This is a genomic window from Stenotrophomonas sp. 05L413 (assembly GCF_056397945.1).
In genome coordinates, this window is record NZ_JBFTOL010000003.1 from 385587 (window position 1) to 408365 (window position 22779).

49 protein-coding genes, 1 tRNA gene and 1 pseudogene are annotated in these 22779 nt (G+C 61.8%); 28 read left to right on the forward strand and 23 right to left on the reverse strand.

All coding sequences use genetic code 11. The features are described from left to right. Positions 1-45: 45 nt before the first annotated feature. The 20 genes from AC1DIQ_RS08505 to AC1DIQ_RS08600 all read right to left on the reverse strand — a co-directional run bounded on the left by AC1DIQ_RS08505 (position 46) and on the right by AC1DIQ_RS08600 (position 9059). Positions 46-339, reverse strand: coding sequence for a hypothetical protein (locus AC1DIQ_RS08505; RefSeq protein ID WP_478049828.1), 294 nt, complete (start codon positions 337-339; stop codon positions 46-48). Beyond that, positions 339-776 carry a lysozyme gene (locus tag AC1DIQ_RS08510; protein ID WP_478049829.1) on the reverse strand — a complete coding sequence of 146 codons (438 nt, stop codon included), beginning with the start codon at positions 774-776 and terminating at the stop codon, positions 339-341. Before AC1DIQ_RS08510 ends, AC1DIQ_RS08505 begins: the two co-directional genes overlap by 1 nt. A 119-nt stretch (positions 777-895) precedes the next feature. Continuing rightward, a complete protein-coding gene (locus tag AC1DIQ_RS08515) occupies positions 896-1327 on the reverse strand; it encodes a hypothetical protein (RefSeq protein WP_478049830.1) in 432 nt (143 codons plus the stop codon). Beyond that, positions 1324-1734 (reverse strand): hypothetical protein, encoded by a 411-nt coding sequence (locus tag AC1DIQ_RS08520; RefSeq protein WP_478049831.1) that lies wholly within the window; start codon positions 1732-1734, stop codon positions 1324-1326. Before AC1DIQ_RS08520 ends, AC1DIQ_RS08515 begins: the two co-directional genes overlap by 4 nt. 9 nt (positions 1735-1743) lie before the next feature. Beyond that, on the reverse strand, positions 1744-2490 hold the full coding sequence (locus AC1DIQ_RS08525) for a ribonuclease H-like domain-containing protein (protein WP_478049832.1): 747 nt from the start codon (positions 2488-2490) through the stop codon (positions 1744-1746). Next, positions 2487-2966, reverse strand: coding sequence for an HNH endonuclease (locus tag AC1DIQ_RS08530; RefSeq protein WP_478049833.1), 480 nt, complete (start codon positions 2964-2966; stop codon positions 2487-2489). The genes AC1DIQ_RS08525 and AC1DIQ_RS08530 overlap by 4 nt, the downstream gene beginning before the upstream one ends. A gap of 155 nt (positions 2967-3121) precedes the next feature. Beyond that, entirely contained in the window at positions 3122-3340 is a 219-nt protein-coding gene (locus AC1DIQ_RS08535; RefSeq protein WP_478049834.1) for a hypothetical protein, read from the reverse strand. Between the two features lie 97 nt (positions 3341-3437). Beyond that, positions 3438-4049, reverse strand: coding sequence for a hypothetical protein (locus AC1DIQ_RS08540; RefSeq protein WP_478049835.1), 612 nt, complete (start codon positions 4047-4049; stop codon positions 3438-3440). After that, the gene (locus AC1DIQ_RS08545) at positions 4042-4500 is read right to left on the reverse strand and encodes a putative PDDEXK endonuclease (protein ID WP_478049836.1); all 459 of its coding nucleotides are present in this window, start codon (positions 4498-4500) and stop codon (positions 4042-4044) included. The genes AC1DIQ_RS08540 and AC1DIQ_RS08545 overlap by 8 nt, the downstream gene beginning before the upstream one ends. After that, positions 4497-4727, reverse strand: a complete 231-nt coding sequence (locus AC1DIQ_RS08550) for a hypothetical protein (RefSeq protein ID WP_478049837.1) — start codon at positions 4725-4727, stop codon at positions 4497-4499. Before AC1DIQ_RS08550 ends, AC1DIQ_RS08545 begins: the two co-directional genes overlap by 4 nt. Next, positions 4724-5113 carry a Ref family recombination enhancement nuclease gene (locus AC1DIQ_RS08555; protein ID WP_478049838.1) on the reverse strand — a complete coding sequence of 130 codons (390 nt, stop codon included), beginning with the start codon at positions 5111-5113 and terminating at the stop codon, positions 4724-4726. Before AC1DIQ_RS08555 ends, AC1DIQ_RS08550 begins: the two co-directional genes overlap by 4 nt. Then, a complete protein-coding gene (locus AC1DIQ_RS08560; protein ID WP_478049839.1) occupies positions 5089-5382 on the reverse strand; it encodes a hypothetical protein in 294 nt (97 codons plus the stop codon). Before AC1DIQ_RS08560 ends, AC1DIQ_RS08555 begins: the two co-directional genes overlap by 25 nt. Then, entirely contained in the window at positions 5382-5828 is a 447-nt protein-coding gene (locus AC1DIQ_RS08565) for a hypothetical protein (protein ID WP_478049840.1), read from the reverse strand. Before AC1DIQ_RS08565 ends, AC1DIQ_RS08560 begins: the two co-directional genes overlap by 1 nt. After that, positions 5825-6055, reverse strand: a complete 231-nt coding sequence (locus AC1DIQ_RS08570) for a hypothetical protein (RefSeq protein WP_478049841.1) — start codon at positions 6053-6055, stop codon at positions 5825-5827. Before AC1DIQ_RS08570 ends, AC1DIQ_RS08565 begins: the two co-directional genes overlap by 4 nt. Positions 6056-6060: 5 nt before the next feature. After that, on the reverse strand, positions 6061-7332 hold the full coding sequence (locus AC1DIQ_RS08575; RefSeq protein ID WP_478049842.1) for a replicative DNA helicase: 1272 nt from the start codon (positions 7330-7332) through the stop codon (positions 6061-6063). Further along, complete coding sequence (locus tag AC1DIQ_RS08580) at positions 7332-8024, reverse strand: hypothetical protein (protein WP_478049843.1); 693 nt, start codon at positions 8022-8024, stop codon at positions 7332-7334. The genes AC1DIQ_RS08575 and AC1DIQ_RS08580 overlap by 1 nt, the downstream gene beginning before the upstream one ends. 2 nt (positions 8025-8026) lie before the next feature. Beyond that, entirely contained in the window at positions 8027-8209 is a 183-nt protein-coding gene (locus tag AC1DIQ_RS08585) for a hypothetical protein (protein ID WP_478049844.1), read from the reverse strand. After that, positions 8209-8406, reverse strand: coding sequence for a TraR/DksA C4-type zinc finger protein (locus tag AC1DIQ_RS08590; RefSeq protein ID WP_478049845.1), 198 nt, complete (start codon positions 8404-8406; stop codon positions 8209-8211). Before AC1DIQ_RS08590 ends, AC1DIQ_RS08585 begins: the two co-directional genes overlap by 1 nt. Further along, entirely contained in the window at positions 8406-8780 is a 375-nt protein-coding gene (locus AC1DIQ_RS08595; RefSeq protein WP_478049846.1) for a hypothetical protein, read from the reverse strand. Before AC1DIQ_RS08595 ends, AC1DIQ_RS08590 begins: the two co-directional genes overlap by 1 nt. A gap of 81 nt (positions 8781-8861) precedes the next feature. Beyond that, positions 8862-9059, reverse strand: a complete 198-nt coding sequence (locus AC1DIQ_RS08600) for a helix-turn-helix domain-containing protein (RefSeq protein ID WP_478049847.1) — start codon at positions 9057-9059, stop codon at positions 8862-8864. 71 nt (positions 9060-9130) lie between these two features. On the opposite strand from AC1DIQ_RS08600, the gene AC1DIQ_RS08605 reads away from it, so the two are divergent. The 27 genes and pseudogenes from AC1DIQ_RS08605 (at position 9131) to AC1DIQ_RS08735 (ending at position 20143) form a co-directional block, all read left to right on the forward strand. Next, positions 9131-9610, forward strand: a complete 480-nt coding sequence (locus AC1DIQ_RS08605; protein WP_478049848.1) for a helix-turn-helix domain-containing protein — start codon at positions 9131-9133, stop codon at positions 9608-9610. 70 nt (positions 9611-9680) lie between these two features. After that, positions 9681-9914, forward strand: a complete 234-nt coding sequence (locus AC1DIQ_RS08610; RefSeq protein WP_478049849.1) for a hypothetical protein — start codon at positions 9681-9683, stop codon at positions 9912-9914. A 15-nt stretch (positions 9915-9929) separates the two neighbouring features. Next, positions 9930-10367 (forward strand): hypothetical protein, encoded by a 438-nt coding sequence (locus AC1DIQ_RS08615; protein ID WP_478049850.1) that lies wholly within the window; start codon positions 9930-9932, stop codon positions 10365-10367. A gap of 146 nt (positions 10368-10513) precedes the next feature. Further along, complete coding sequence (locus AC1DIQ_RS08620; protein ID WP_478049851.1) at positions 10514-11425, forward strand: DUF7666 domain-containing protein; 912 nt, start codon at positions 10514-10516, stop codon at positions 11423-11425. Position 11426: 1 nt separating this feature from the next. Beyond that, entirely contained in the window at positions 11427-11786 is a 360-nt protein-coding gene (locus tag AC1DIQ_RS08625; RefSeq protein ID WP_478049852.1) for a hypothetical protein, read from the forward strand. Continuing rightward, positions 11783-12142: a hypothetical protein gene (locus AC1DIQ_RS08630; RefSeq protein ID WP_478049853.1), complete on the forward strand. Its 360-nt coding sequence runs from the start codon at positions 11783-11785 to the stop codon at positions 12140-12142. Before AC1DIQ_RS08625 ends, AC1DIQ_RS08630 begins: the two co-directional genes overlap by 4 nt. After that, complete coding sequence (locus AC1DIQ_RS08635) at positions 12139-12333, forward strand: hypothetical protein (protein WP_478049854.1); 195 nt, start codon at positions 12139-12141, stop codon at positions 12331-12333. Before AC1DIQ_RS08630 ends, AC1DIQ_RS08635 begins: the two co-directional genes overlap by 4 nt. 238 nt (positions 12334-12571) lie before the next feature. After that, positions 12572-12688 carry a DUF551 domain-containing protein gene (locus AC1DIQ_RS08640; RefSeq protein ID WP_478049908.1) on the forward strand — a complete coding sequence of 39 codons (117 nt, stop codon included), beginning with the start codon at positions 12572-12574 and terminating at the stop codon, positions 12686-12688. Continuing rightward, positions 12685-12867 carry a hypothetical protein gene (locus AC1DIQ_RS08645; RefSeq protein ID WP_478049855.1) on the forward strand — a complete coding sequence of 61 codons (183 nt, stop codon included), beginning with the start codon at positions 12685-12687 and terminating at the stop codon, positions 12865-12867. Before AC1DIQ_RS08640 ends, AC1DIQ_RS08645 begins: the two co-directional genes overlap by 4 nt. Further along, positions 12851-13402, forward strand: coding sequence for a hypothetical protein (locus AC1DIQ_RS08650; RefSeq protein ID WP_478049856.1), 552 nt, complete (start codon positions 12851-12853; stop codon positions 13400-13402). Before AC1DIQ_RS08645 ends, AC1DIQ_RS08650 begins: the two co-directional genes overlap by 17 nt. Before the next feature lie 103 nt (positions 13403-13505). Then, entirely contained in the window at positions 13506-13733 is a 228-nt protein-coding gene (locus AC1DIQ_RS08655; protein ID WP_478049857.1) for a hypothetical protein, read from the forward strand. Positions 13734-13885: 152 nt separating this feature from the next. After that, positions 13886-14410: a hypothetical protein gene (locus AC1DIQ_RS08660; RefSeq protein ID WP_478049858.1), complete on the forward strand. Its 525-nt coding sequence runs from the start codon at positions 13886-13888 to the stop codon at positions 14408-14410. Beyond that, on the forward strand, positions 14397-15026 hold the full coding sequence (locus AC1DIQ_RS08665; RefSeq protein WP_478049859.1) for a lambda exonuclease family protein: 630 nt from the start codon (positions 14397-14399) through the stop codon (positions 15024-15026). Before AC1DIQ_RS08660 ends, AC1DIQ_RS08665 begins: the two co-directional genes overlap by 14 nt. Next, positions 15026-15310 (forward strand): hypothetical protein, encoded by a 285-nt coding sequence (locus AC1DIQ_RS08670; RefSeq protein WP_478049860.1) that lies wholly within the window; start codon positions 15026-15028, stop codon positions 15308-15310. Before AC1DIQ_RS08665 ends, AC1DIQ_RS08670 begins: the two co-directional genes overlap by 1 nt. A 9-nt stretch (positions 15311-15319) precedes the next feature. Then, the gene (locus AC1DIQ_RS08675; protein WP_478049861.1) at positions 15320-15631 is read left to right on the forward strand and encodes a hypothetical protein; all 312 of its coding nucleotides are present in this window, start codon (positions 15320-15322) and stop codon (positions 15629-15631) included. Next, positions 15624-16754, forward strand: coding sequence for a hypothetical protein (locus AC1DIQ_RS08680; protein WP_478049862.1), 1131 nt, complete (start codon positions 15624-15626; stop codon positions 16752-16754). The genes AC1DIQ_RS08675 and AC1DIQ_RS08680 overlap by 8 nt, the downstream gene beginning before the upstream one ends. After that, positions 16751-16960, forward strand: coding sequence for a hypothetical protein (locus tag AC1DIQ_RS08685; protein WP_478049863.1), 210 nt, complete (start codon positions 16751-16753; stop codon positions 16958-16960). Before AC1DIQ_RS08680 ends, AC1DIQ_RS08685 begins: the two co-directional genes overlap by 4 nt. Next, positions 16953-17138, forward strand: coding sequence for a hypothetical protein (locus tag AC1DIQ_RS08690; RefSeq protein WP_478049864.1), 186 nt, complete (start codon positions 16953-16955; stop codon positions 17136-17138). Before AC1DIQ_RS08685 ends, AC1DIQ_RS08690 begins: the two co-directional genes overlap by 8 nt. Further along, a complete protein-coding gene (locus AC1DIQ_RS08695) occupies positions 17131-17307 on the forward strand; it encodes a hypothetical protein (protein WP_478049865.1) in 177 nt (58 codons plus the stop codon). The genes AC1DIQ_RS08690 and AC1DIQ_RS08695 overlap by 8 nt, the downstream gene beginning before the upstream one ends. Further along, positions 17300-17518, forward strand: coding sequence for a hypothetical protein (locus AC1DIQ_RS08700; protein WP_478049866.1), 219 nt, complete (start codon positions 17300-17302; stop codon positions 17516-17518). The genes AC1DIQ_RS08695 and AC1DIQ_RS08700 overlap by 8 nt, the downstream gene beginning before the upstream one ends. 52 nt (positions 17519-17570) lie before the next feature. Then, on the forward strand, positions 17571-17816 hold the full coding sequence (locus tag AC1DIQ_RS08705) for a hypothetical protein (protein WP_478049867.1): 246 nt from the start codon (positions 17571-17573) through the stop codon (positions 17814-17816). Next, on the forward strand, positions 17816-18088 hold the full coding sequence (locus AC1DIQ_RS08710; protein ID WP_478049868.1) for a hypothetical protein: 273 nt from the start codon (positions 17816-17818) through the stop codon (positions 18086-18088). Before AC1DIQ_RS08705 ends, AC1DIQ_RS08710 begins: the two co-directional genes overlap by 1 nt. Continuing rightward, a complete protein-coding gene (locus AC1DIQ_RS08715; protein WP_478049869.1) occupies positions 18088-18384 on the forward strand; it encodes a hypothetical protein in 297 nt (98 codons plus the stop codon). The genes AC1DIQ_RS08710 and AC1DIQ_RS08715 overlap by 1 nt, the downstream gene beginning before the upstream one ends. Beyond that, positions 18384-18818: a phosphohydrolase gene (locus AC1DIQ_RS08720; protein ID WP_478049870.1), complete on the forward strand. Its 435-nt coding sequence runs from the start codon at positions 18384-18386 to the stop codon at positions 18816-18818. The genes AC1DIQ_RS08715 and AC1DIQ_RS08720 overlap by 1 nt, the downstream gene beginning before the upstream one ends. Further along, positions 18815-19039 carry a hypothetical protein gene (locus AC1DIQ_RS08725; RefSeq protein ID WP_478049871.1) on the forward strand — a complete coding sequence of 75 codons (225 nt, stop codon included), beginning with the start codon at positions 18815-18817 and terminating at the stop codon, positions 19037-19039. Before AC1DIQ_RS08720 ends, AC1DIQ_RS08725 begins: the two co-directional genes overlap by 4 nt. A 7-nt stretch (positions 19040-19046) precedes the next feature. Beyond that, positions 19047-19190, forward strand: a pseudogene (locus AC1DIQ_RS08730) (helix-turn-helix domain-containing protein); the annotation flags it as partial. A gap of 23 nt (positions 19191-19213) precedes the next feature. Next, positions 19214-20143, forward strand: a complete 930-nt coding sequence (locus AC1DIQ_RS08735; protein WP_478049872.1) for a tyrosine-type recombinase/integrase — start codon at positions 19214-19216, stop codon at positions 20141-20143. 66 nt (positions 20144-20209) lie between these two features. On the opposite strand, the gene AC1DIQ_RS08740 is transcribed toward AC1DIQ_RS08735, so the two are convergent. The 3 genes from AC1DIQ_RS08740 to AC1DIQ_RS08750 all read right to left on the reverse strand — a co-directional run bounded on the left by AC1DIQ_RS08740 (position 20210) and on the right by AC1DIQ_RS08750 (position 22252). Then, positions 20210-20296 (reverse strand) — tRNA-Leu (locus AC1DIQ_RS08740). 64 nt (positions 20297-20360) lie between these two features. After that, a complete protein-coding gene (gene hemN, locus AC1DIQ_RS08745) occupies positions 20361-21770 on the reverse strand; it encodes an oxygen-independent coproporphyrinogen III oxidase (RefSeq protein WP_152151488.1) in 1410 nt (469 codons plus the stop codon). A 44-nt stretch (positions 21771-21814) separates the two neighbouring features. Beyond that, positions 21815-22252, reverse strand: a complete 438-nt coding sequence (locus tag AC1DIQ_RS08750) for a group III truncated hemoglobin (RefSeq protein WP_121041712.1) — start codon at positions 22250-22252, stop codon at positions 21815-21817. Positions 22253-22440: 188 nt separating this feature from the next. Between AC1DIQ_RS08750 and AC1DIQ_RS08755 the strand changes: the two genes are divergently transcribed. Further along, the gene (locus tag AC1DIQ_RS08755) at positions 22441-22734 is read left to right on the forward strand and encodes a hypothetical protein (RefSeq protein ID WP_121041710.1); all 294 of its coding nucleotides are present in this window, start codon (positions 22441-22443) and stop codon (positions 22732-22734) included. Positions 22735-22779: the final 45 nt, after the last annotated feature.

Sequence of the window (22779 nt, forward strand, 5' to 3'; positions counted from 1 at the left end):
ACACCGCGATCCAGAAGTCAAAGATTGTTTGATGCAGGTACGGATTCATTGCGGAACCTCGATGTTGTGTTTCTTCAGCTCAAACTCCAGCCGCATGACCCGCATGGTCAGTTCGTAGACCTTTGTCTCTGCGGCTCGGCGGGCCTTGCGTTCCTCATCCAGCCCCTGCTCGAGCAGGACCAGTCGGTTTTCTTGTGCGGCGATGCGCTCTGAGAGCTGCTCCACCAGGGCATCGTTGGCCTTGGCCTCGGGCGACAGGAACTTGTCCCACGCCAGCTTCCCCAACAGCAGCAGCAAGCCGACGCCGCTACCTACGCCCCAAACGGTCGGATCGTCCATTAGGACCCCCTCCCTTCAAAGACACTGCGTTCCACGGCCCTGCGATCAACCAGCCCCTGCAGCACCCTGCCGCCAGCTCGACGCCACACGTCGAACTGCTTGGCTGCCAGCTCCTTCTTACCCTCGTTGAAGAGGCGCAGAAGGGTGGACTTCCCGAAAGCGTCCAGACCGATGTTGTAAGCCAGCGAAGTCATCGCCCCCAACTCGGACTCGGTCACCGGCCGTTTGATCCGGCTGCGAACGCCGGACATGAACTTGTCCACATCCTGAGCCAGTCGTTCGTCGGCCTGACCCTGGGTCCAACGCGTACCGTTGCGAATACCGGGGCCAGTGGAGCCCCAGCCGATGGTCCAGACTCCTGCGGGGCAGAGATAGGCGTCGAGCCTGCAGCCCTCGAAGCGCTTGATCAGCGCCATTGCTTGCGCGAGTGCAGTCACGCCACATCCTCGATAGGTGCCCAGCGCTGCGCGAAGCAGGCAACGTCAGCGCGGAGGCTGCGGCTGGGCGTGAAAGCTGTTCCGCTAAACTTCAAGTCGCGGAGTTGAATTTGAAGGTTCTACTTCTTTCGCTTCTTCGGAAGCGAGAAGCACTGGATCGGAGAGCTGGATCCGGGGTCGGTCTTGCACGTAGCCTTGACCGCTTCTTTCGCGGAGAACCCCGCGTGCATCAGCGCCATCGCAGCCGGACCGCCGCAGCCAATCGCCGCCACATCGTCCAGTAGCGGAAACTCAGGGAACCGTTCACACGCGATCCATACCGATCCGTCTGGCTTGAGGATCACCAGCTCGGCGTCCTCAAACTCCGGTGCATCACCCTGTCGGCCACCGAGGAGCCAGCTGATCGCCGCATAGGCCTTGGCCCATGTGCCGCAGCCGCCAACGCAGCCACCACCAGGAAGCTCGAAAATCTTCTGTGCCCGATGAATCGTCCCGCTCGAAAGCTGGGTATCGGCGGCCATCACCCCGTCGCGAACTGCGATTGTGGTCATGCCGCCTCCTCAAACATCGCCGCGTTAACACGGGCCTTGCTCAGAGAGCCTCGGCGTGAATTCTCGGAATGGGTAACCCACTCCATGTTCTCGATCTCGTAGCCGAACGAAGAATTGATCCGGTCAACCGATGGGGCCAGCTTCCGGTCGTATCCGGACGCCTCCCACACTTCAAACAGCGCGTGAAACTGAGGGGACGCCATCGCCCACTCCATGAACTGCGCCTTGGGCAGCAGCGACTTTCCGCGATACAGGTGGAACTTTGCGGCCTGAACTCCCGTAATGCGGGAAAGCATGTTCCGGTAAATCCGCATCAGCTTCCCGCCCTTGGTGCGCTCATAGCGCAACGTGCAGGCGTTGCCCGTCCTGCGGCGATACTCTCGCTGCAATTCGTTAAGGTCAGCCATTGGGTTACCTCAGGCGGCGGGCTTCAGCCGCGCGCCACCGGGTTGGCTCCGTGTGTCGGAGCAGAAAGTTCCGCAATCACGACATTGGTAGCGCTGGTAGCGCCGCGTCTTGCTCTGGTTGAAGCCCCGGCAGATCAGGCGCTCGCTCTGGCACATCGGGTTGGTGCAGCACATGCCACCCTCAACCGAGGCGTTCGGCAGGCCAAGCACCCAGCCCTTCTCGCTCAGGCGGTCAAACACCTGTTCCGTCAGCTTGACGTCGCCGATGTTGTAGCGCCGCATCAGGCCCTGGGCCTTGGGACAGCCACTCATCACGTCGCGCCAGAGGTCGAAGCCACCGGTACTGACCTTCTTGCCGAGGCCGAGCCACTGGCCCACGTAGTCCAGTTTGTAACTGGGCAGCATCACCTGTCGGCGAACCGACTTCAGCAGGTCAACCTTGGCGAACGGCGAGGGCTTTGCCATACCGTGTTCGAGGAACTGGGTCTGAATCCAGCGGATGTCGAACTTGTCGCTGTTCCAGCCCACCACCGCGTCAGCCTCGTCAAACAGCCGGTGCAGCGCCTTCGCCATGCCCTTCCGGCCATGCTCCCATTCAGAATAGAAGTGGGTTTTGCGCTCGCCGTGGAACTTGGCCGCGAAACAGAGCAGCGTGCCGGGAACCTTGATCTGGTTGATGCCGATGTTCTGGTCCCAGAGCCCCCACGTGTAGACCTCGTTTGGACGCGTTTCCACATCGATGGTTAAGAGCTTCATGCTGCATAGCTCCAGCTATAGCCGCGGTGGTGGTTGCGTTCGCCCCTCAAGCACTTGTTAACCAAGGACTGCAGAAATCCGAAGTGCCTGACCTCTGCCTGTGACCGAGCCCAAACCGCAACTCCAGTCGCGTCGCTGAACCCGTAGACGGGTGTCTCGGGCATGGCGTGCAGGCCGGTATCTAGCGAATGACGGATGTTCTGCGTCCGGCTGCACCACTCAAGGTTGGCCGCGCTGTTGTTCAGCTTGTTGCCGTCCATGTGATTTACGTCCGAGAGCCCATCCGGGTTACCAATCCATGCCAAGGCGACGGCTCGGTGGACGCCCATGTGCTTGGCGCCAACCTTCACATCGCGATAGCCGCAAGGGGTCAGCCACTGGGACAGGGGATTGCCACGCTTTCCGTAAACCACGCCGCACTGGGTGGCAAAGTAGCCGGGGAATCCAGCCAACTCCCTGGTTTCGAGAGGATGCATTAGTCACCCGTATCGGTTCGTGGGCGGTTTAACTGGCATTTGGCCGCACGTGCATTGCGGGAAAGGGGCACACCCTCGTCCCGCTCGATCTCTTCCTGCAGCAGGGCCAACGCCCGCCAAGCCAGATAGGCGCTATGGCGAACACCGGACCCGTCTCACCGCCCGGCATCAACCAGGTGGCGCAGAATCTTGTTCTCGTGGTCCGTGGACTTACCCCGGTTCCAGTGCATCGGCTCGCCGGGGTTGTGCTGCTCGTTCCCGATCCGACTGACCTTCGCCACCTCGGCCAAGGCATTCGGGAAGTAGTACAGCAGCCCATCCGCCATCGGAATCCCATTCCGGGACTCAGCGTCATCCGGCAGGGAGGCGGTCATGGGTTGCTCCAATGAAAACGCCCCAGCATGTGCCGGGGCGTGGGGTTCGCGTCATGATACGAATAATCCACAGTTCCGTCGTGGCTGGCAACCACGTTTATGCCGCCTCAATCCTCAGCGCCTGCTCCATCGCCCTAGCCGCCGCCTGCTCCTCATCGATCATCCGGCTGAGCATCCATTCGTAGACCGGCGCCCATGTCTGGCGGTAACTCGCCTCGGTCATCCCAAGCAGATCGGCGCGCTTGGTGTTGGTGTTAACCCCCTCGTCCTTCTTCATCGTGTGTAACAGGATCGGAATCAGGATGGGGAGCTTGTCCTGCAGCTTCTCCGGCCACAGATTCTGGCGGGCAACCGCTACACGGGCCTGAAGAATCGAGCGGTGCCGCGTGGTTGCCTCGCTACGATCCCCGTTGAACTTTGCCAGGGATTCCGCCAGCCCGTAGTTGCACCGCGCGTCAGCGTGCTTGCGCATCCGGTCAGCCCATTCGGCCATTGCCACCTTGGCGATGCCTTGGTAGATCGCCGCGCCTCGGCGAACCGCTCCATCAGTCCAATACAGGTACTCCAGCAGATCACGCCCCATGCCTGCCGGGACGAATCCGAGAGCCATGGCATACGGGTTCTCAGTGCTACCGTTCCCGCTGGGAAGAACGTCATACCGCACCGAGGACGGATTCAGTTGTGCCAGCTTTTCGCGAACGTCAACCATTGGAGTTCCCCTGAGATGAGATGTGTTCCCGGACCAGCAGGGCGAAGGCGTCGAGCCCCACGTCTGCGGTATAGCGGTAGGCGTCCCGCCAATCCTGTCCAGCAATCCATGCCTCGTTGAGAGGTACGACAAAGCGCCAGCGGTCATACAGTTGCCGATTGGGCAGGCGGTAGGCCACGCACGGGACCGCAGTTCGGAGTGCCGCCGCGCCCCTGGCCTGTTCCCACCACGGGCCCAGTGTGATCCGGGCCTGATTCTTGACTTCCAGCAGGTACGGGCCAATCAGCTCCTCGATGTCACCCTGCTGAGACTGCTGGAACTGCTTCAGGTTGCGCGTGGCCTGAACTCCGAGATATTCACGCAGGAGATTGCAAATCTCGCGTTCAGCGCGAGAACCTTTGTCGCGGCGATACTTGCCGCTCTTCTTCGGCTTTGTCGTTTGCTCGGTCATATAGCCCCCGACATCTGTGCACATGCATCCTTGATCCGATCTAGCGAAGCCTGCATTGCCTGCTCATGATCGCGAGCCTTGCGCATGGCTCGCTTGAACTCGTACGCCCGCGACCGGCTGAACCCATATTCCAGTTCCAGCTCGGCGGCGGTCGGAATGCGATCCGGATAGCGGGCGGCGATCTTGAACGCAATCTCCACCTTGGGATATGACTTGTGGCCCATCACGACACCCCCAGCAGCAGGTCCTGACCGGCCAGCAGCTCATCGTCTGAGCCGTATGCCGCGTGGAACAGCTTCGATCCATCCATCAGGCTCGGCCCGTAGTGCGCTCGCATTTCCTTAACTGTGCAGCCCCAGTTGGGGACGCCACGGTGGTGGTGCGCACAAAGTCCGATTCCAAACATGTGGCCTCGCCGACGCCCACCACTCAAAAAATGATGAAAATCGCAGCCGTACACAGGAGCGAACCCCAGTGGCGCCTCATCGCCCTCAGCCCAAACCAGACAGGCGACGCACGGGCCTTCCTTGCACGCAATGATCCGGGCCTCTTCTTCCTTGGTTGGCTTGCCGGTGGATGGACCGCGCCTCACGCCGCCACCCCTTCCCGGCACTTGTCCATCAGCTCTTGGAAGCTGTAGATGCTCTGCGTGTGGCCCTCGGGGAGGATGGGTTCGAGCTGTGCCGCACCCCAGCCGTACCAGATCAGACCGCCGTCCTCGCCGATCTCGCAGGCGATGGGCTTGATGTCCAACCCCATCATCGGCCAGCCCAACTTCACGGTGACCTCGGTCACGCGGGCTTCCATTCCCAACAGGCTTGCGTTTCTCGGATCGCAGATGTCCACGATCCTCACCCGCTGCCCAACGAAGAAAGTACCCATCAAGCTGCACTCCGAATGACTTGCTCAGGGAACTGGAGCCACACTCCGTGGCCGCTGTAGTGCTTCTGCATCGCCTCCAGGTACTGCGACAGCTGCGGCGTGGTCATGAGGGACGTGACCGGGAACCACTCCATCAGGGTCAGCTTGTCCTCGTAGGCCATCGGCTTCACGGCGCGGTCGTACTTGGCGCGGAAATCGTCATCTGCGAGGCGCAGGATTGGGACGCCCATCGTCAACTTGCAGAAGGCCTTGACCGCGAGTGCCGTGTCTTCCCGCAGCTCACGGGCTACCTGTTCGTAAAAAGCGTGGCTGATTGCGTTCTGGTCCAAGCTCCGCGACTTGCCCTCGGTCACGCTGACCGTGAGGTACTTGCGCTGGCGGAAGGCTTCGCGCAGCTCGCCGATTGCAGACTGGAGCGATGTTTCGCTGTTGACGATGAGTTTCACTGCACACCTCCAGAATTCCGCACCGAGTTAAGGATTTCCGCCGCTTCCGCCTTGCGACTCTCCCGAATCCGCACGTCCGAGCGATCCCAACCGGCCAGCCACCGCAGGCGGAGCTGTCGGCCGTCCTCGCCCATCTCGTACATCGGCACGTCGCTACGGGGCTTGTTGAACACCCGCATGTAGCAGCCCGCGTCGAAGGCTTGTTGCATCTGTTCGTCGAGAGTCATCGGCATCAGAAGTCCCTACCCAGGTCGGCAAAGCGCATCGTTTCCTGCAGGAAGGCGACCTTCTTGAAGCCGGTCGGCCCGTGTCGATTCTTCTCAATCAGTATCTCGGCGATGCCCTTGTGCTGGGATTCGAGGTTGTAGACCTCATCCCGGTAGAGCATCAGGATTTGATCGGCCTCGCGGGTGAGCTCGTCGCTGTTGGCGAGATCGCCAGCGTTGGGACGCTTGTCGGGACGGGTTTCAACCGCCGCCTTGACCTGAGCCAGCGCGACGACCGGGATGTTTAGGTCGCGGGCCAGGTTCTTCATGCCCATCGCAACTTCCGAAACCTCCTGAATCCGGTCACGGCAACCCGGCACCTTGATGCGCTGGGCGTAGTCGATGAACAGAATCCCGATGTCGTGGGTGTGCTTCCACTTCCGGGCGATGCCGATCAGCTCATCGAGCGTCACGGCCGACCGGTCGTAAATCCACATGTCGCGGCCCAGCGCGGTGGTCATGCCGCTCTGCAGCTTTGCCCAGTCCTCATCCTGGAACTGACCGGAGCGCAGCGCGGATGCCGGTACGCTCGAAATCATCGACAGGCGGCGTAGTGCCATCTGGACAGCAGGCTGTTCGGCACTGATCACACCGGGGCGGCGATTGTCATTTGCCGCAGCCTCCGTCAGACCGCCCAGGAACGCCGTCTTGCCCATCGCAGGTCGACCCCCTACCACTGTGAGGTCTGAGTTGTGGAAGCCGCCCAGAATGTCATTCAGGTCGCTTAGGCCGGTGGTAATACCCGGGAGCTTGCCTCCGTTCGCATGGGCCGCCTCAACTGCCCGCCAAGCCTGCTGCAATGCCTGCTTGCCGGTGTACTCGCACTCGGTGACCGTGGAGTTGAGTGACAGCAGCTCGGATAGCGCGGTGTTCACGGCGTCCGGATCACCAGCCCGAGCTGAGGACACCAGCGTCGCGCCGATGTTGGCCGCCATGCGTCGTTGCCAGTTGCCCCGCACGATCCCGGCATAGGCCGTGACCTGCGAAGCCCCCGGGGTGTTCTGCGCCAAGTCGATGGCGTAGGAGAACAACTCCGCGTCCAGCTCGCCGATGGTCACCGCGTCAGCAGGCTCACCCGCCAGCACTCGGTCGCGGATCAGCGAGAAAAGGCGGCTGCGGGCGGCGCTGGTGAACTGGTCAGCGCTGAGGACCGTCGCGACGTCGTAGTACCGATCGTTCGCCAGCAGCAGGCCGCCCAATACAGCCTCTTCCGCAAAGTTCGGAGCGATGTCGGCCATCACAGCTCCCTCCGGCCGCCGCCAGGGGATTGCTGCTTCCCGGCCACTGCGCCGCCGCGACCGTCAGCCACCCAGTCTGCGTTGAATCCAGTCCAGCCGCGCTCGCAGCACGTCCGCAGTGCGCTTTCCAAGCTCAACCCAGCCCGATCTGCCTCCCGCTTGATCCCGGCGATAGCGGTTGCGGTGATCGGAGCCTTCTTTCGCTTGCGCAGTTCCTTGAAGTCGCCCACCACCTCAGCAGGAATCCCATGGAACAAGATCGCATCAGGAGGCGACGTGTCACCTGACGCGTCGTTCCTATTACTCCTTCCTTTCCCTTCCCTTCCTCCCTGTGCGTCACTGACAGGTAGGGACGCGTCACTGACGCGTCCCGACGCGTGCGGCTCGGGGAGTGAGGAGGGGGTTTCACGGGGGTTGATGTGCTGATGTTTGGCAAACTGGGGGATGTAGGCCAGTGATTCGCCGTACGGAATGACGAGTCCCGACGCGACGATCTCGCGTGCCAACGCGTCAATGTCACAATCGTCTGCGGGGAAGTACCGCAGCTTGAAGGTCTTCGGCTTCCAGCTGAGACGCCCTTCCCGGTCCGCCTCGCACCACAGTGCGATGTACAACAGCCGGGCCAAGGGGGACAGATTGCAGATGTCCTCACTGGTGAAAAATTCAGGCTTGATAGTCCGAATGCGAGCCATGGTTACACGCCCTCCCCAAGAGGCAACTGCGGCGTCGGCATCCGGCGTCGCTCAGCGCGGGCGATCTCAGCCGCACGCTGGGTGTTAAAGATCGCCAGGGACTCGGCATCGTGCGGCGGCATGTTCAGCAGCTGCTCGATCCCCGGAAGGTTCAGGCCTTCCATGGCCGTGGCGATGGTCTTCATTACTGGCTCCGCAGGCGCTGTTCGGCGCAGTCGGCGCAGAAGCGCCACACGGTGCCGATGGCTGTTACGTGGCACCGCTGGTCGTCGCACTCTTCGCAGAGCGGCACGGGGCTGCGGTGACGGTTCTGGTGGGCCTTAAGAGCCACCTCTCGGGCGAGCTGTTCGCGCTCGCACGCAAGATCAATTTCATCGGCCATCACGCCGCTCTCCTGACAGTGAATGAAGCGATATGTGAAATCCGGTCAGACTCGCGAGGAGTCCCCATCGCCATGCGCATTGCCATCTGCACGGCCCGGTACTGACGGAGAACGTCCCAGCCGGTCGCGTCGGCGAACTGAGCGGCGCGGCGGGAGTTCATGTAGCGCTGGCCCTGTTTCATCAGGGTCAAGTAGGCACCCGTTATCCCCATCCGCTGGGCGATCTCTGCCTGGGTCAGACCGCTGAGGGCAATCGCTACAGAGATCGCGTCCTCTTCGCCCTCACACAGGCGGATCGTTTTCTCGTCGGCCAGCTTCGGGGCCGAGAGGCCCGCCAGCATTGGCATCTGACGTTGAATTTCGAGTCCTTTCATGGCTAAACAGGCCTTAACAAGGTGGTCGGGGGTAAAAAAGAGGCCGCCCCAAGATGGAACGACCCGAGAGAGATGGATTACTTAGGCAGCACGATCACTGACCACGAACAGGTCCGGCCGACGGTCCCGCAGTTGGTACTGGCGAACCTCCGGAATCGGCAGGTCTTCAGCCCAGCGGCCGACCGCCTGCTTGGTCACGTCGAAGTAGGCAGCGAGCTGGGTGTCCTGCTCGAACCCCAGGGCGGCCATTACGTCTCGCTTGGTCAGGTTCATGCTCATGGACAGAGTAAATCATTGTTTACCCCGGTCTGTCAACCACTATTTACCGTCTTTCGTCAAGAATTGTTGACATGAGCATTGGCGAACGATTGAAGGACTTGCGTACCGCCCGAGGGCTGACCTTGGAGCAGGCGGGGGCCATTGGCGGGACCACGAAGCAGTCCATGTCTCAGATTGAGAAGGGGCTCACCAAGGAGCCGGGCGGCCTAACCCTGTTCAGATGGGCAAAACATTACGGCGTAAGCTTGGAATGGCTGATTACAGGAAAAGGACCTGAGCAGCAGGGAGCGTCTCAGGTTTCGCGACCGGACTTCGAGATGATGGGGTCAGCGGTCAACGTACTTAGTCACTATCTAGAGCTGGTGGGCGACCCGCCCGAATGGATCAGCGATCCGGCGCTCTTAGAGACCGCCTACATGGTTGCGGACGAGTTCGGAAAGCCTGTGGAGCCGGGGAACGTCCTCGATCTCACCAAGGTATTGGCAAGGCGAGTAAGGGGAGAGAAGGATGAGCAATCGATTCGAGGAGTTAGCGCAGCGCCTGGCGGCTAGGACGCTTGAGCTTCGCGGCGGGAGGGCGTCAACCCCTACCCTCTTTGTAGTGCCAGAGAAGCCGCACGGCATGGATGCCATCGCAAGAGAATCCCACTGCAGGATGATTCGCCATATCCGCTGGCGCAGGGGGAAGGCCATGCAGATGCTTATAGATCAGGCCTGCTTCGGCTTGGCCGGAATTGAGCAGCTAGACGATGAGCGCCTGATCGCCCTGCACCGGAACCTCGAAAGAGCCGAGGACTGCATTCGCGAGGGAATCGCATTCGAGGATGCGGGGCTACTGGTTTCCAACTTTGACTGACAAGGAGAGTGCGTCATGCGTAATGGTATGCGTTTTGCCGTAGCCAGCTCTCTGCTGCTATTGGCCTGTACGGCATTGGCTCAGGACCTCAGTAGCCAGCCTAACGATGAGCTATGCATCGCCATGGCTGTTGGAATGATCCGTGGAGATCAGGCGACGAAGGATGCTGTTCGTCCGATCCTTGAGCAACGCGGCGAAGACTGCGCGCCCTCCGAAACGTACCTCAAGATTGCTGAGGCCAGATTGCAATTCCTTCAGGCGCAACAGGCCCAGGTTGCGCAGGACGCCGCGACGGAACAGCAGCGGAAGGCAGACCGAGATGCCCGCATTCGCGGAGCCGGACAGGCATGGCTGATATATCAGGCGCAGCAGGATGCCCAGCGTCGGGCCAACTTCCCTAGGACTACGACCTGCAACACGTTTGGCGGCACCACCACTTGTAATAGCAACTAAGCCCAAATCCTGAACGGATTTCTGACCGTTCAGGATTTTTATTGGCCGCTTGGTAAATTATTGTTGACCGTATAGGTAAAGGATGGTTTACTACACCCATCGCCTCAGCACACACCCACTACCGGGTCGAGGCATGGAGATCGGACATGGCAGCCAAGAAGCAGAACCCGGAACAGGAAGTCGTCCACACCTGGAAGGGCTTCGAGAAGGACATGACCTGCCGGGGCTTCCAGTACGAAGTCGGCAAGACCTACGAGCACGAGGGCAGCGTTGAGGCCTGCAGCTCCGGGTTCCATGCCTGCGAAGACCCTCTGCACGTGCTGCGCTACTACAAGCCCGCCACATCGGTATTCGCTGAAACCGAGCAGTCCGGCCAGATTTCGCGCCACGAGGATGACTCGAAGGTTGCTAGTAGCCGGATCACGATCAAGGCGTCCATCGGCCTGCCGGGCCTGATCAAAGCAGCCATTGAGTACCGCACCTCGCGGGCAAAGCCTGAGGGTCCGGTTTCCACCAAGGCGAATGGGTTGGCCACTGCCTCGGGCGACTCCGGCGCTGCCACTGCCTCGGGCGACTACGGCGCTGCCACTGCCTCGGGCTACTACGGCGCTGCCACTGCCTCGGGCTACTGCGGCGCTGCCACTGCCTCGGGCGACTACGGCGCTGCCACTGCCTCGGGCTACTGCGGCGCTGCCACTGCCTCGGGCGACTACGGCGCTGCCACTGCCTCGGGCGACTACGGCGCTGCCACTGCCTCGGGCGACTACGGCGCTGCCACTGCCTCGGGCTACTACGGCGCTGCCACTGCCTCGGGCTACTACGGCGCTGCCACTGCCTCGGGCTACTGCGGCGCTGCCACTGCCTCGGGCGACTACGGCGCTGCCACTGCCTCGGGCCGAAACGGGAAAGCGATGGGTAAGGACGGCTGCGCCCTCTTCCTGGCCGAGCGCGATAGCGACCGAAAGATCGTTGCGGTATGGGCTGGGATCGTAGGCCAGGACGGAATCAAGGCAGACACGTGGTACACGCTGCGCGGCGGCAAGCCGCAGGAGGTTTGACATGACTACCGCACACGACCGTTGGCTGGAGCCGGAAGACATCGCCGACGAAGAGCGCGCCGAGTGGATCGCCGAGCGTGCTGCTGAGCTTGAGGTTGAGTACGCGGCCGACGTGAAGAAGGTTGAGGAGGCTATGGCCGACTTCTTCCTTGCTGATGAGGGGTCGCTGGTTACGAATCTGACGGCGTTCTTCCTCAGCCCTTCCGAGAGCCGAACGGCTTTTTGGCAGCTTCAATGGCAGATCAAACAGCAGATCACCCCGATCCTCCGCGAATACGCCGAGGACGCCGCGACCGAAGAGCGCAACCGGATGGAGATCGCCGCCGACATCGAGAAGTTCGAGCAGAGGAGCGCGGCGTGACTACTTCTATCGATGTGCTGTCGGTTATCGATGCCGCGATCAAACGCCTAAATGATTCGATCCCGGTTGGAGAGGCATGGAGCGGTGCCCAACTGGATGAAGAAGATGACCTGCTCGAAGCCCGCGCCGCAGTCGCCGAGTTGATCGCATTCGCCGAGAGCTTCTCTTTCACGGTTACCGACAGCTTCTACAAGGATGCGTACCTGGGGATCAATTTCCCCCAAGGCGAATCCAACCCGCACGGGAAGAAGATCGTTTATCGGTTCCCGACGCCCAGCAACATTAGCCCCGACATGGCTGAGATTGAGCGAATGCGCGCATCCGCCCTCGACCGCGTCAAAGGAGAACAGCCATGAACGCAGTGATCTACGACATTCGCGAGTTCCAGTCGGTGCGCGACAGCGTGCGGGCTACCGGCCTGAATCCGGCACCGCTGTTCCGGCAGTTGATCGCCGCACAGCGCCAGGGTGATCGAGGTCTGGCCGTGGTGGCTGCGGCACAGAAGCTGCGCCGCCAGTTCCGTGACGAACCGCTGGGGGCCGCATGAACACCGAACTAAACCCCCGCCGTGAAGCCCTGATTGACCTATCTCTCTGGTGCGCGTTCGGCCTGACCTTCATGGCGCTCGGCGCAGTGGCTTCCCTCTTGATGCAAGGAGTTGTGTGGTGACTGACTGGCAACCAATTGATACAGCGCCTACGAAAGGGTCATTCCTTGTCTTTGGCGGACATTGGGTTTCGGAATCAAAGGACGGTAATGACCGTAAGCCGTGTGACGTGGCTCATGTGAATCGAAATTCCGGATACCGGAAATTCTATGTAGCGAATTCGGATGAGTTTTGGCCCTACATAGATGGCCCAACCCACTGGACGCCGCTGCCCGATCCACCGGAGGCCCTGTGAACGTCAACACCGAACTCGACCGCCTCTTCGCCGACATCCCGAGGCCTGATCCGCTCAGCACTGCATGGACTGCAGCAGCAAAGACGGTCCGGGATGCCAAGCCCATCGACCCGGTAGACGCCGACGAAGCAGTGAACGGGGTCTGCGCACAAGGAGATTGTGATGACGCATCAAGTTGAACGCACATGGCAAACCAAAGCGGGACTGACTGCATGCGTCCTGTTGATCGACGATGGTCGTCATCGCTGTGGCTATGTAGGCGTGCCTTCGGGGCACCCGCTGCACGGTGTCGATTACGACAGCATTGAGGAAGACATCGAGGTTCATGGCGGAATCACGTACGCGGCCGGGACGGATGACTACCCGGTAGCGAGTGATGGTCTGTGGTGGTTCGGATATGACTGCGGTCACTCCGGGGATGCACCTGGCATCGCCTATCTGGAGAGGATGCGCCGGGATTATCCGACGCTCCCCTTCATGTGGCAGCGGGAGGAGTACGGAATTCATCGCGACCTGCCGTTCTGCGAAGCCGAGTGCGAACGTTTGGCGACTCAACTCGCTGTCGCAAACAAGCCGATTCAGGGACAGTTGATCGATTGCTTGAGCGAACTGATCGGCTGGATCCCGGGCGAAGCTCACTTCCACACCGATGCCCCGCAGAAGGCCGTTGAGCGTGCCCGCGCCGCTATTGCCAAAGCGAAGGGAGAAGCCTGATGGATCAGCAACAGAAAGATGACCTCCTCGGCAACTGGTGTATCGGCGTGGCTATCTTCTTCCTAATCGGGTTGTTGGTGAAGCTTGGAATGGAGGCATACGCATGGTTCGCCACCTAATCCCCACCCTGATGTGCGGCGTTGTGCTGGGCGTGTTCGCCTTCGCAGCCTGGATCAGCTACCGCAGCGAGGCCTACGCGATCACCGTCACGGCGCTCGGATTCTTCATCGCAGCCGGCTCCGTGACCCGCGACGAGATCACCCACGCCCTGCGCCAGTACCGCTCGCGCAAGGCCATGACACAACCGCCCTTTACCACTGAGAAGGGCTGATCTACGGAGGGAATGCGCAGGCTGATGCGCTACGAGAGCGTCACGGACCCACGAGCCTCTGAAATCGACATGAGTCCACGCCGGAGATCAGCACCGGCCCCTCCACCCCATTCAACACGCCGGGATGATTCCCGGCAGGAGATTCCGCAGTCATGACTGACATGACCCACTACCGCAAAGTCTTCGACTCGCCCTACCTGAGCGCGGCGGACATTGTGGACCCCGTGGTCCTGACCATTGCCCGCGTCACGCAGGAGACGGATAAGACCAAGAAGACCAAGGACGTGTTCAACACGGCCTACTTCCAGGAGCGTGAGATTCGGCCCGGCGAGAATCTGAAGCCGATGATCCTCAACGCGACCAACTCCAAGATGATGGACCGCCTGACCGGCACGCCCTTCATCGAGGATTGGGCCGGGAAGCGAGTGACGGTCTACGTGGACGCGAACGTCAAGTTCGGCCGGGACACGGTAGAGGGTCTGCGCCTGCGTGCAGCAGCAGAACGCCGCCCCCTGACGCCGGACAACGCATCCACGTGGGCCAACGCCAAGAATGCCTATCAGCGTGATGGGAATCTGGACAAGGTGCTGTCCCGGTTCGACATGACCGACGAACACATTGCCCAGCTGAAGGCCGAGTGCGCGCCTAAGCAGGAGGCCACGAATGAAGTGGATTGACGTCCAGCAGAACAGCCCCGAGTGGGAAGAGCTGCGGATCGGCAAAGCCACCGCATCCAGCTTCAGCAAGTTCATGGCGAACTACGGCAAGGCGTTCGGCGAACCAGCTCAGCGGTACGCGCTGCAGATCGCGCTGGAGATCGTGACCGGCCGCAAAGCCGAATACAGCTTTAAGAATGACGACATGGAGCGCGGCCACGAACAGGAGCCGATGGCACGGATGCTGTACGAGGAACAGCAGTTTGTGGACATCGCTAACGGCGGGTTCTTTGACTGCGGTGACTACGGCGACTCACCGGACGGGCTGGTCGAGGGCGACGGAGTGATCGAGGTCAAATCGGTCATCGCCAGCACCCACGAGGCCACGATAAAGCGTGGTTCGGCCGATCCGGCCTACAAGTGGCAGATCGTCGGTCACTTGGATTGCTCGGGACGGGACTGGGTCGATTTTGTCAGCTATTGCTCGGACTACCCCGAGTGGAGCCAGTTGGTCGTCTACCGGACCTACCGCGACGACGTGCAGGAAGAGTTGTCGCAGCTCGCAGAACGTCGCAACCAATTCCTTGAGCTGGTGCAGGTCAAGGTCAATCAAATTCATGAACGGAGTGCAGCGTAATGAGCCAGAACTACGACAACACCAACCGTGGCGTGCTGTTCAAGAACGACCGCAAAGAGAAGGACACGCATCCGGACTACACCGGTTCGATCAACGTGGATGGCAAGGAGTTCTGGCTGTCGGCCTGGATCAAGGAAGGTAACAAGGGCAAGTTCTTCAGCATGTCGGTCAAGCCCAAGGACGCGCAGTCCAATGACTCCACGCGAGGCACCGGACGCGCCCCGCAAGAGCAGGCCCAGCAGGCTCCGGCCAGCGAGTTCAACGACGACGATCTCCCCTTCTGAGGACCGGCCATGACTACTGATACCAAGGCTGTGGCGCGGTGGGATGCGGGTCCGGGCGTCAATCCGCGAGCAAACGGCAAGTACATCCTCTTCACCGACCACGAGCGGGTGGTGGGGGAGTTGAAACGACTTGCGTACAACGTAGACACTGAAAACGAGTTCCTACGTTCCTCACTTGCTGCGAGTCGCGCCGAGGTTGAGGGGCTGAGGAAGGATTCTGAGCGGCATCGGTGGCTGCGGCTGAATTGTATTTGGGAAACAACCATCAGCGACGAAATTGAGAAAGTCATTGATGAGGAATTGGAGAGCACAAATGTCTGACACCAAGATCAGCGAGGCGGTTGCGGTAGCTGCTGGCATTAGCCAGTACGGGGTACTGGAATGCAACCTCCTGTCCGGCGGCCTTGAACAGCTCCAGGCGCTGGATGGCGAGGCGAAACTCTACCTCCACCCGCAGCCCGCAGAGCTGGCCGAACCATCCGGAAATTCCGGAGAGTTGGGCGAGAAGCAGGGGGTGGATTCGTTGCTGGCCGACGTGGACGAACGACTGAAAACCGCCAGGGCCATGGGTTACGAGGACGATATAGGCGTGGGCATCGGCCTCCTAAAGTGCATCCGATCCGCCCTCGCCGCAACTGGCAAGCAGCAGGGGGATGCGCTGGCGGATTTCAACGAGTGCCTCACGCCAGCGCTTCGCGTCCCGGAGACTGCCGCGTACCGCATCGCAGTTCTGGCTGCGGTGCAAGCCGCAACTGGCAAGCAACAGGTTGGCGAGGTGCAGGGGGATGCGCGCATCACCATGAGCGAAGACGACTTCACGCGCATGGTTGAAGGCGAGGCAGGCGAGCACGGCGAGATGCTGGAAGATGGCGGCCCCTTCAGCGGCTGGTGCTTCAGTTGCGAGGAACTTCTCGAATTCTCCCGAGGCATCATCAATGCGTGGGGCATGGAGCGACGCGCGCAAGAAGCAGCCCTCGCCGCCCGCCAGCCGGGGGCGCAGTTGGCCGTGTGGTGCGGGCCTATGCTGGAGTCGAACGGCAGGCAGAACTGGACCGCGATGCTGTACCGCAAGGGCGGTGATATTTTCCGCGAAGGGTCCATGCAAATCGAACGCTCAGAATACCCGGATCGTGTTCGCTACGAGGCCGACCGCCTGCGCTATCTGATCGGTGAACTGGCCGAAGAGCCGGACATCATGGAGTACGACGCCAATCTGCACAGCGGATACGTCGAGCCGCCCGAGCAGGGCATCGACCTGGGGCAGGTTCACGCAGCAGTGGAGTCGCTGCTGGAATTCGCCGATCACCACGAAAGCTGCGGTGACAGCGACAGCTACAACAACGCCGAATTCCAGACGTGCGGCTGCGGCTTGGATAGTGCGCGCGAGCAAATCTGGGATGCCCTCGACGGCCAGCGCGATGCAGCGCCGGGGGTGGGCCAATGATCTCCCGTCTCTTCAATAACGCGCACGTCCTCTTCCAGAAGACGAATGACGACGGAATCACCGAGGCGGCAATCGCTGCCTCAGTGGACAACGGCGACATGGTCGTCCTGGAGCAGGAGGGACGCCACATCGTCATCGATCCGGCCAGTGTGCCGGAGTTGTGCCGCCTGCTTAAGCAACTGCAGAAGGAGCTGGGCAATGGCTGAAGTCCACATCGATATCACCGGCGAGGAAGGCGCGCCCTCCATCGTCAACATCGTAGTATTCGACCTGCAGCTGACCGTCTGCGGCCTCTCCATCGAAATGACTCACGAACAGGGGCAGGCCATCTACCTGGGCTTGGCGGAGTTCTTCGGACCCGAGAAGGAGCCGACCAATGGCTGACTCCATAAAGGTCACCGTCACCGACCCGGCCACCGGCGAGGTGCTGCAGGAAAAGACCATCACCAACGACTACGTCGTGATCTGCGCGGGCAACCGCTACGTCAAGAACCTCCAGGTCATGGGCTCCACGCACATGATCGCCGTCGCGAAGGAGAAGCCCAATGGCTGATATCGAACAGCAGGCCCGGGAACGCATCTTCCAAGAGCATTCCACACATCACGTCTACCGGGGATCGTGCGGATCACTGCCCTGTTACTGCTGGGCCACGGATGACCATGTAATCGGCGATGAGGTGAAGCGCCACGCGGACCAGCCCAACACCCTATCCACCGTCAAGCCGCCGCGTGACCTGCGCACCAGGCTGCGGGAGGACGTATGAACAGCCACGCCGAGTGGATGCCGATTGATAGCGCACCGAGGGATAAGAAATCATGAAACTAAAGAAGGATTGGCGCGCCAGGCTATGGGGTAACAAGGGGTGGCTACTTCGCGGCGCTGCCGCTTTCCTGCTTCTTGTCCCGCTCTTCCTCATTGAGGTGGCGATCCTGAAAGCCGCCGATGCCACGGATTGGCTCAAATGGAAATGGCAGAGCGCCCGCTGGCTCTGGTGGCTGAATGAAAAGTTCACCACCTGGGTTGCAAAGCCCCTACCCCCGCCGCCGAAGGAGAGTGAGTGATGAAACTCGAACAGATCGACACCAGCACTACGGCGGGGAAGAGTCAGTTGATGCACACTGCCCTTCGAGCAAAGAACCGCCTGCAGGACTACGCCGGAGCGTGGCGCGCAACGGGTTGCAGTTGCAATAACTGCCTAACTTGTGACGACCGCCAGATGGCCCCGGATGAGGCTGATGAAATCGCCGCACTTGTGGAGGCTCTAGTCATCCATGCGGTCGCTCTCGATCACTACGCTCGTGCCCGCGCCGAACTCACTGGGGAGGGCAAGTAATGAATGACATCGAGAAGAGGGCTCGGGAGCTGCTGGCCAGGTTGCAGAAGGCCAAGCGAAACGAGGCAGGCCACTGGTGTGATGCTCGGTCGGCAAATGATGCAGCGTGCGAAATCCTCCCCCAGATCATCGTAGCCCTCACCCCTCCCGAGGGCTACATGCTGGTTGAGGGGAAGGTCTTCGATTCAATGCGCGAGTTCGTGACTGGCTTCCATGGCATGAGCCGCAACAACGCCGAGAATCTCGCGGCTGAGCTCATTGAGCAACTAGACGCCGCTCGCCCGGAGGTGAAGTGATGGACATCGTATCCAAGGCACGTGATCTCGCCAATCGCGCCCATTCGGGTCAGGTGGACAAGGCTGGCCGCCCGTACATCGAGCATGTCGCACGGGTGGCTGCTGCCGTCTCCGATGACCCGGAGGCCGAGGCGGTCGCATGGCTGCATGACGTGCTTGAAGATTGCGCTATCGAGTTTGTCAAGGAAGTTAGACACTTCCATCAGAGAGTGAATTTCGCGGTAAATGAACTTACACGAGGGGATTCATCCGATGAGGTGTATTACGCGCTGATCCGCAACGACCCGCTCGCGCTCCGCGTAAAGCTGGCAGACATCGCCGACAACTCCTCCGAAGAGCGGCTTTCGCTGCTGGATGAGAAGACGGCTGCACGACTGCGCCGGAAGTACGCCAAGGCTCTCCAGGCACTCACTGGTGAGGAGGTGACGCCGTGAACCGAGTGAACTGGCCTATCGTCGCTCTTGGCCTGCTGTGGTGGGCTATGGAGACCAGCTACTTCGGCAACAACATTGGCCCCGGCAGCGTGGCCGAGCTATTCGCCGACGGCATGGCACTCGCATTCTACGCGGCCGCCCTTGCCTTCCCACCCCGAAAGCAAGCCAGCATTGAGGTAAAGGTAATTCACCACCAGGAGGCCCCCGATGTCGGCGGCTGAGCAACTAATGACCCTGGCGCAGGCGGCTGAAAAGTGCGCCTGCTCCACAAAGACCCTCCGCCGGGCCATCGATGCGGGTAGCCTAGCTGCCTGCCGCCTTGGTCAGGGCGCGAAGTCAGATCGAATCCACCCCGCAGACCTGTCCGTCTGGTGGGCCAAATGCAGGTTGCAGGCATGCCAATCACCAAGCGTCCCAACGGAAGCTATCAAGTTACAGTTGGACACGGCGGAAGAACGTATCGAAAGACGTCTCGCAGCTGGTCGTACGCTGAGGCCAAAGCCTTCGAAAAGAAGTGGCTCGCGTCGTTCAACGCCGCTTCGGCTGGTCGTCAACCCGAGCGATCAATAGCTGATGCCATCGACAAGTTCCAGGTGGAGCATCTGCCCCGCTTGCGGTCTGAGGCAAAGACCAACTCGCATGTGAAGGCGCTGATGCCCTATATCCGAGGCAGGAAGCTGACGGATACGGCGAAGGTGTGGGCGGAGATCAAGGCTGCGGAAATCGGCAAGGCACCGGCCACGGTGAACCACAAGGGCCGGATTCTGAGGCAGATCACGCGGATGGCGTGGCGGGAGTGGGGTTGGTTGGAAAGGCCAGCGGCGATTGCGCTGTTGCCTGAGAAGCCGCGCGAGACGTTCCTGACGACCGAGCAGGTCGAGGCACTGGCGAGGGCTTGCCCGAATCCATTGGCGGGCGACTACGTGCGTCTGGCGGCCTACACGGGCATTCGCCGTGGGCATCTGCTGCGCCTGACCCATCACGAGGTCAAGGAGGGCTTCATCCGGCTGGACCGGACGAGCAAGACGAGTTCGCTGCAGCTTGTCCCGCTGCACCCGAAGGTGCTGGGGATCGCTCAGCGGCTCCCCCTGCCGATCTCAGAGGATCAGATCAGGTCGTCGTGGGCGGCGGCGCGGGAGGTCTGCGGGCTGCAGGACGTGCGCTGGCATGACCTCAGGCACACGTGCGCCTCCTGGCTCGTCCAGGCCGGGGTATCGCTGCACACGGTTTCGGAGGTGCTGGGGCACAGTTCGCTGGCGATGACGAGGCGATATGCTCACCTCGCGCCGGGCCATTTGGCCGATGCGATCCAAAAGCTGGCCTGAGCATTCACTGCACAAAAACTGCACAGGCCATTTCTTGATCGGTTGTGGATAACCCACTGAAAGCCTTGGTGCCCGGGGCCGGAATCGAACCGGCATGGGGTTGCCCCCGGCGGATTTTAAGTCCGATGCGTCTACCAGTTTCGCCACCCGGGCAACGGCGCGCATAGGGTGCCTGATCGCGCCCGGTTTTGGAATGCACGCGCCGCTGCGGGCCCGCTCAGATCGCGCGGGAATACCGCACGGGCTGGTCCGCCTGCATCAGATAGCGGTCGAAACACATCGCCAGCAGCCGCAGCAGTGGGCGCCCGCGCTCGCTCGCGCGCACCACGCCCTGCGCGTAATCGGCCAGGCCGTCCGCCTGCAGTGCCGCCAGCGCGCGCAATCCCTCGGCGAAATACGTCTCGAAGTCCACGCCGTGCCGTGCCGCCACGGCAGCCCCGTCCACTTCTCCCTGGCACATCAACTGGCCGATCACTTCCGCGCGCAGCACATCGTCCTGGTCCAGGGTCAGGCCGCGCCAGACCGGCAACCGCCCTGCATCGACCGCCGCTTCCCAGGCTGGCAGTTCACGCGGGTTCTGGCTGTAGGTCTCGCCGATGTGGCTGATCGCGCTGGCCCCCAGGCCCACCAGATCGGTATCGGCGTGCGTGGTATAGCCCATGAAGTTGCGGTGCAGTTGCCCCGCCCGTTGTGCCCGCGACAGGTCTTCCTCCGGCAACGCGAAATGATCCATGCCGATGTACTGATAGCCCGCCTCCGAGAGGCGCTGCACCGCCAGGCCCAGCAAGGCCAGCTTCTGCTCGGGGCTGGGCAGATCCGCATCGGCGATCTGGCGCTGCGCACGGAACAGGTGCGGCAGGTGCGCGTACCCATACACCGCCAGGCGATCCGGTCGCTCGCGCAGCACGGTTTCCAGCGTCTGCGCGAAACCGGCGAGTGTCTGCTTCGGCAGGCCGTAGATCAGATCCACATTGACCGAGCGCAACCCATGCTCGCGGCAGGCACGAAGGATATCCAGCGTGTCCTCCACGCCCTGCTCGCGGTTGATGGCCTTCTGCACGTCCGGATCGAAATCCTGCACGCCGAGGCTGGCGCGGTTGAAGCCCAGCTCGGCGAGCACCGCGATATCGGCGCGTGTGACAAAGCGCGGGTCGAGCTCGATGGAGAAGTCGCGCGCGGCCGCCGTGCTGAAGTTGAACCGCTGGCGCAGCCCATCGATCAACTCGCGCATCTGTGCCGGCGCCAGGAAGTTGGGCGTGCCACCGCCGAGGTGCAGCTGGATCACTTCGCGCGCCGGATCGAACTGCGGTGCCATCAGGTCCGCCTCGCTCAGCACGCGGGCCACGTAGCTGACGCCTTTGCTGTGATCGCGGGTGATGACCCGGTTGCAGCCGCAGTAGAAGCACGGGCTGCTGCAGTACGGCACATGCACGTACAGCGACAGCGCGCGGCCCCGGCGGTTGCTGTTCACGATGGCCTCGCGCAGGGCCAGCTCACCGTAGCCGTCATGGAAATGCGGGGCGGTGGGATAGGAGGTGTAGCGCGGGCCCGGCCGGTCGTGGCGACGCAGCAGCTCGGGATCGAAGTGCCAGGCGAGCCCGGCGGCGGCAGGCGAGAAGGTATCCATGCCGCCAGCTTGCGCATGCACGGGTGCGCACGCATTGCGTCAGATCAATTCACGCCCGGGCGGCCCGCCATCGGCAGGCTCGGCCAGCGCAGCATCTGGAAGCGACGCCAGAAGGTATCGGCGATCCGCTCGGCGACATCATCGGCCAGCCGCTGCATCGGTGGATTGCCACATTCGGCGGTGGTCTGCCGGAACAGGGCCAGCCAGCGGTCGAACAGATCGCGATCCAGCTCATCCATGGCCATGTGCTTGGGCATCGGCGCCCCTTTGAAGCGCCGCGTGCCGCGCAGCATCGCCGACCAGAAATCGACCAGCTGCGCCAGATGCGCATCCCAGTCGTGGATCCGCGCCGTGAACACCGGGCCCAGGCGCGGCTCCTCGCGCACGCGCGCGTAGAAGTCATGCACCAGGCCGGTGACCTCCTCTTCGCTGCACAGGTCCAGCGCGGGATTGGGCAGCGCGTTGTCGGTGGGATCGGACATGAACACCCTCGGGCAGCAACGCCCAGCATCGGCGGCAGGGCCTGCCGCTGCCTTGATCAGGATCAATGAAGCCGGCGGCGAAGCCTTCTAGTCTGGGAGCTCGACAGGAAGCGCGCACTCGCGATCCCGGCCCCCGGTCGGCGCGAAGTATAGCCGTGCCCTGCCCCCTCCTCCTGACCGTGGCCGCAATGAACGACCTGCACGACCCGCCCGACGGCAGCCGCCGACGGCTGATCCAGCAATGGGGCGCCATCCTGTGGCCCAGCTTCGTCGCGGCTGGCCTGGCCAGCGTGGTGTTCTTCGCCTTTGTCGACCCGCTGCGCCTGCGCGACATCAGTTTCCCGCAACACGAGATCAGCCGCGAGTTGGGCTACACGCTGGGGTTCTTCATGTTCTGGGCGGTCACCGCCGCCGCCAGCGCGATCACCTGGTACCTGCTGCGGCCGATGCCCAGCGACGATGACGACCTGCCACTGGGGTGACCATGACAGACCGCCTCACCCTGCATCTGGTTGATCCCTCGCCCT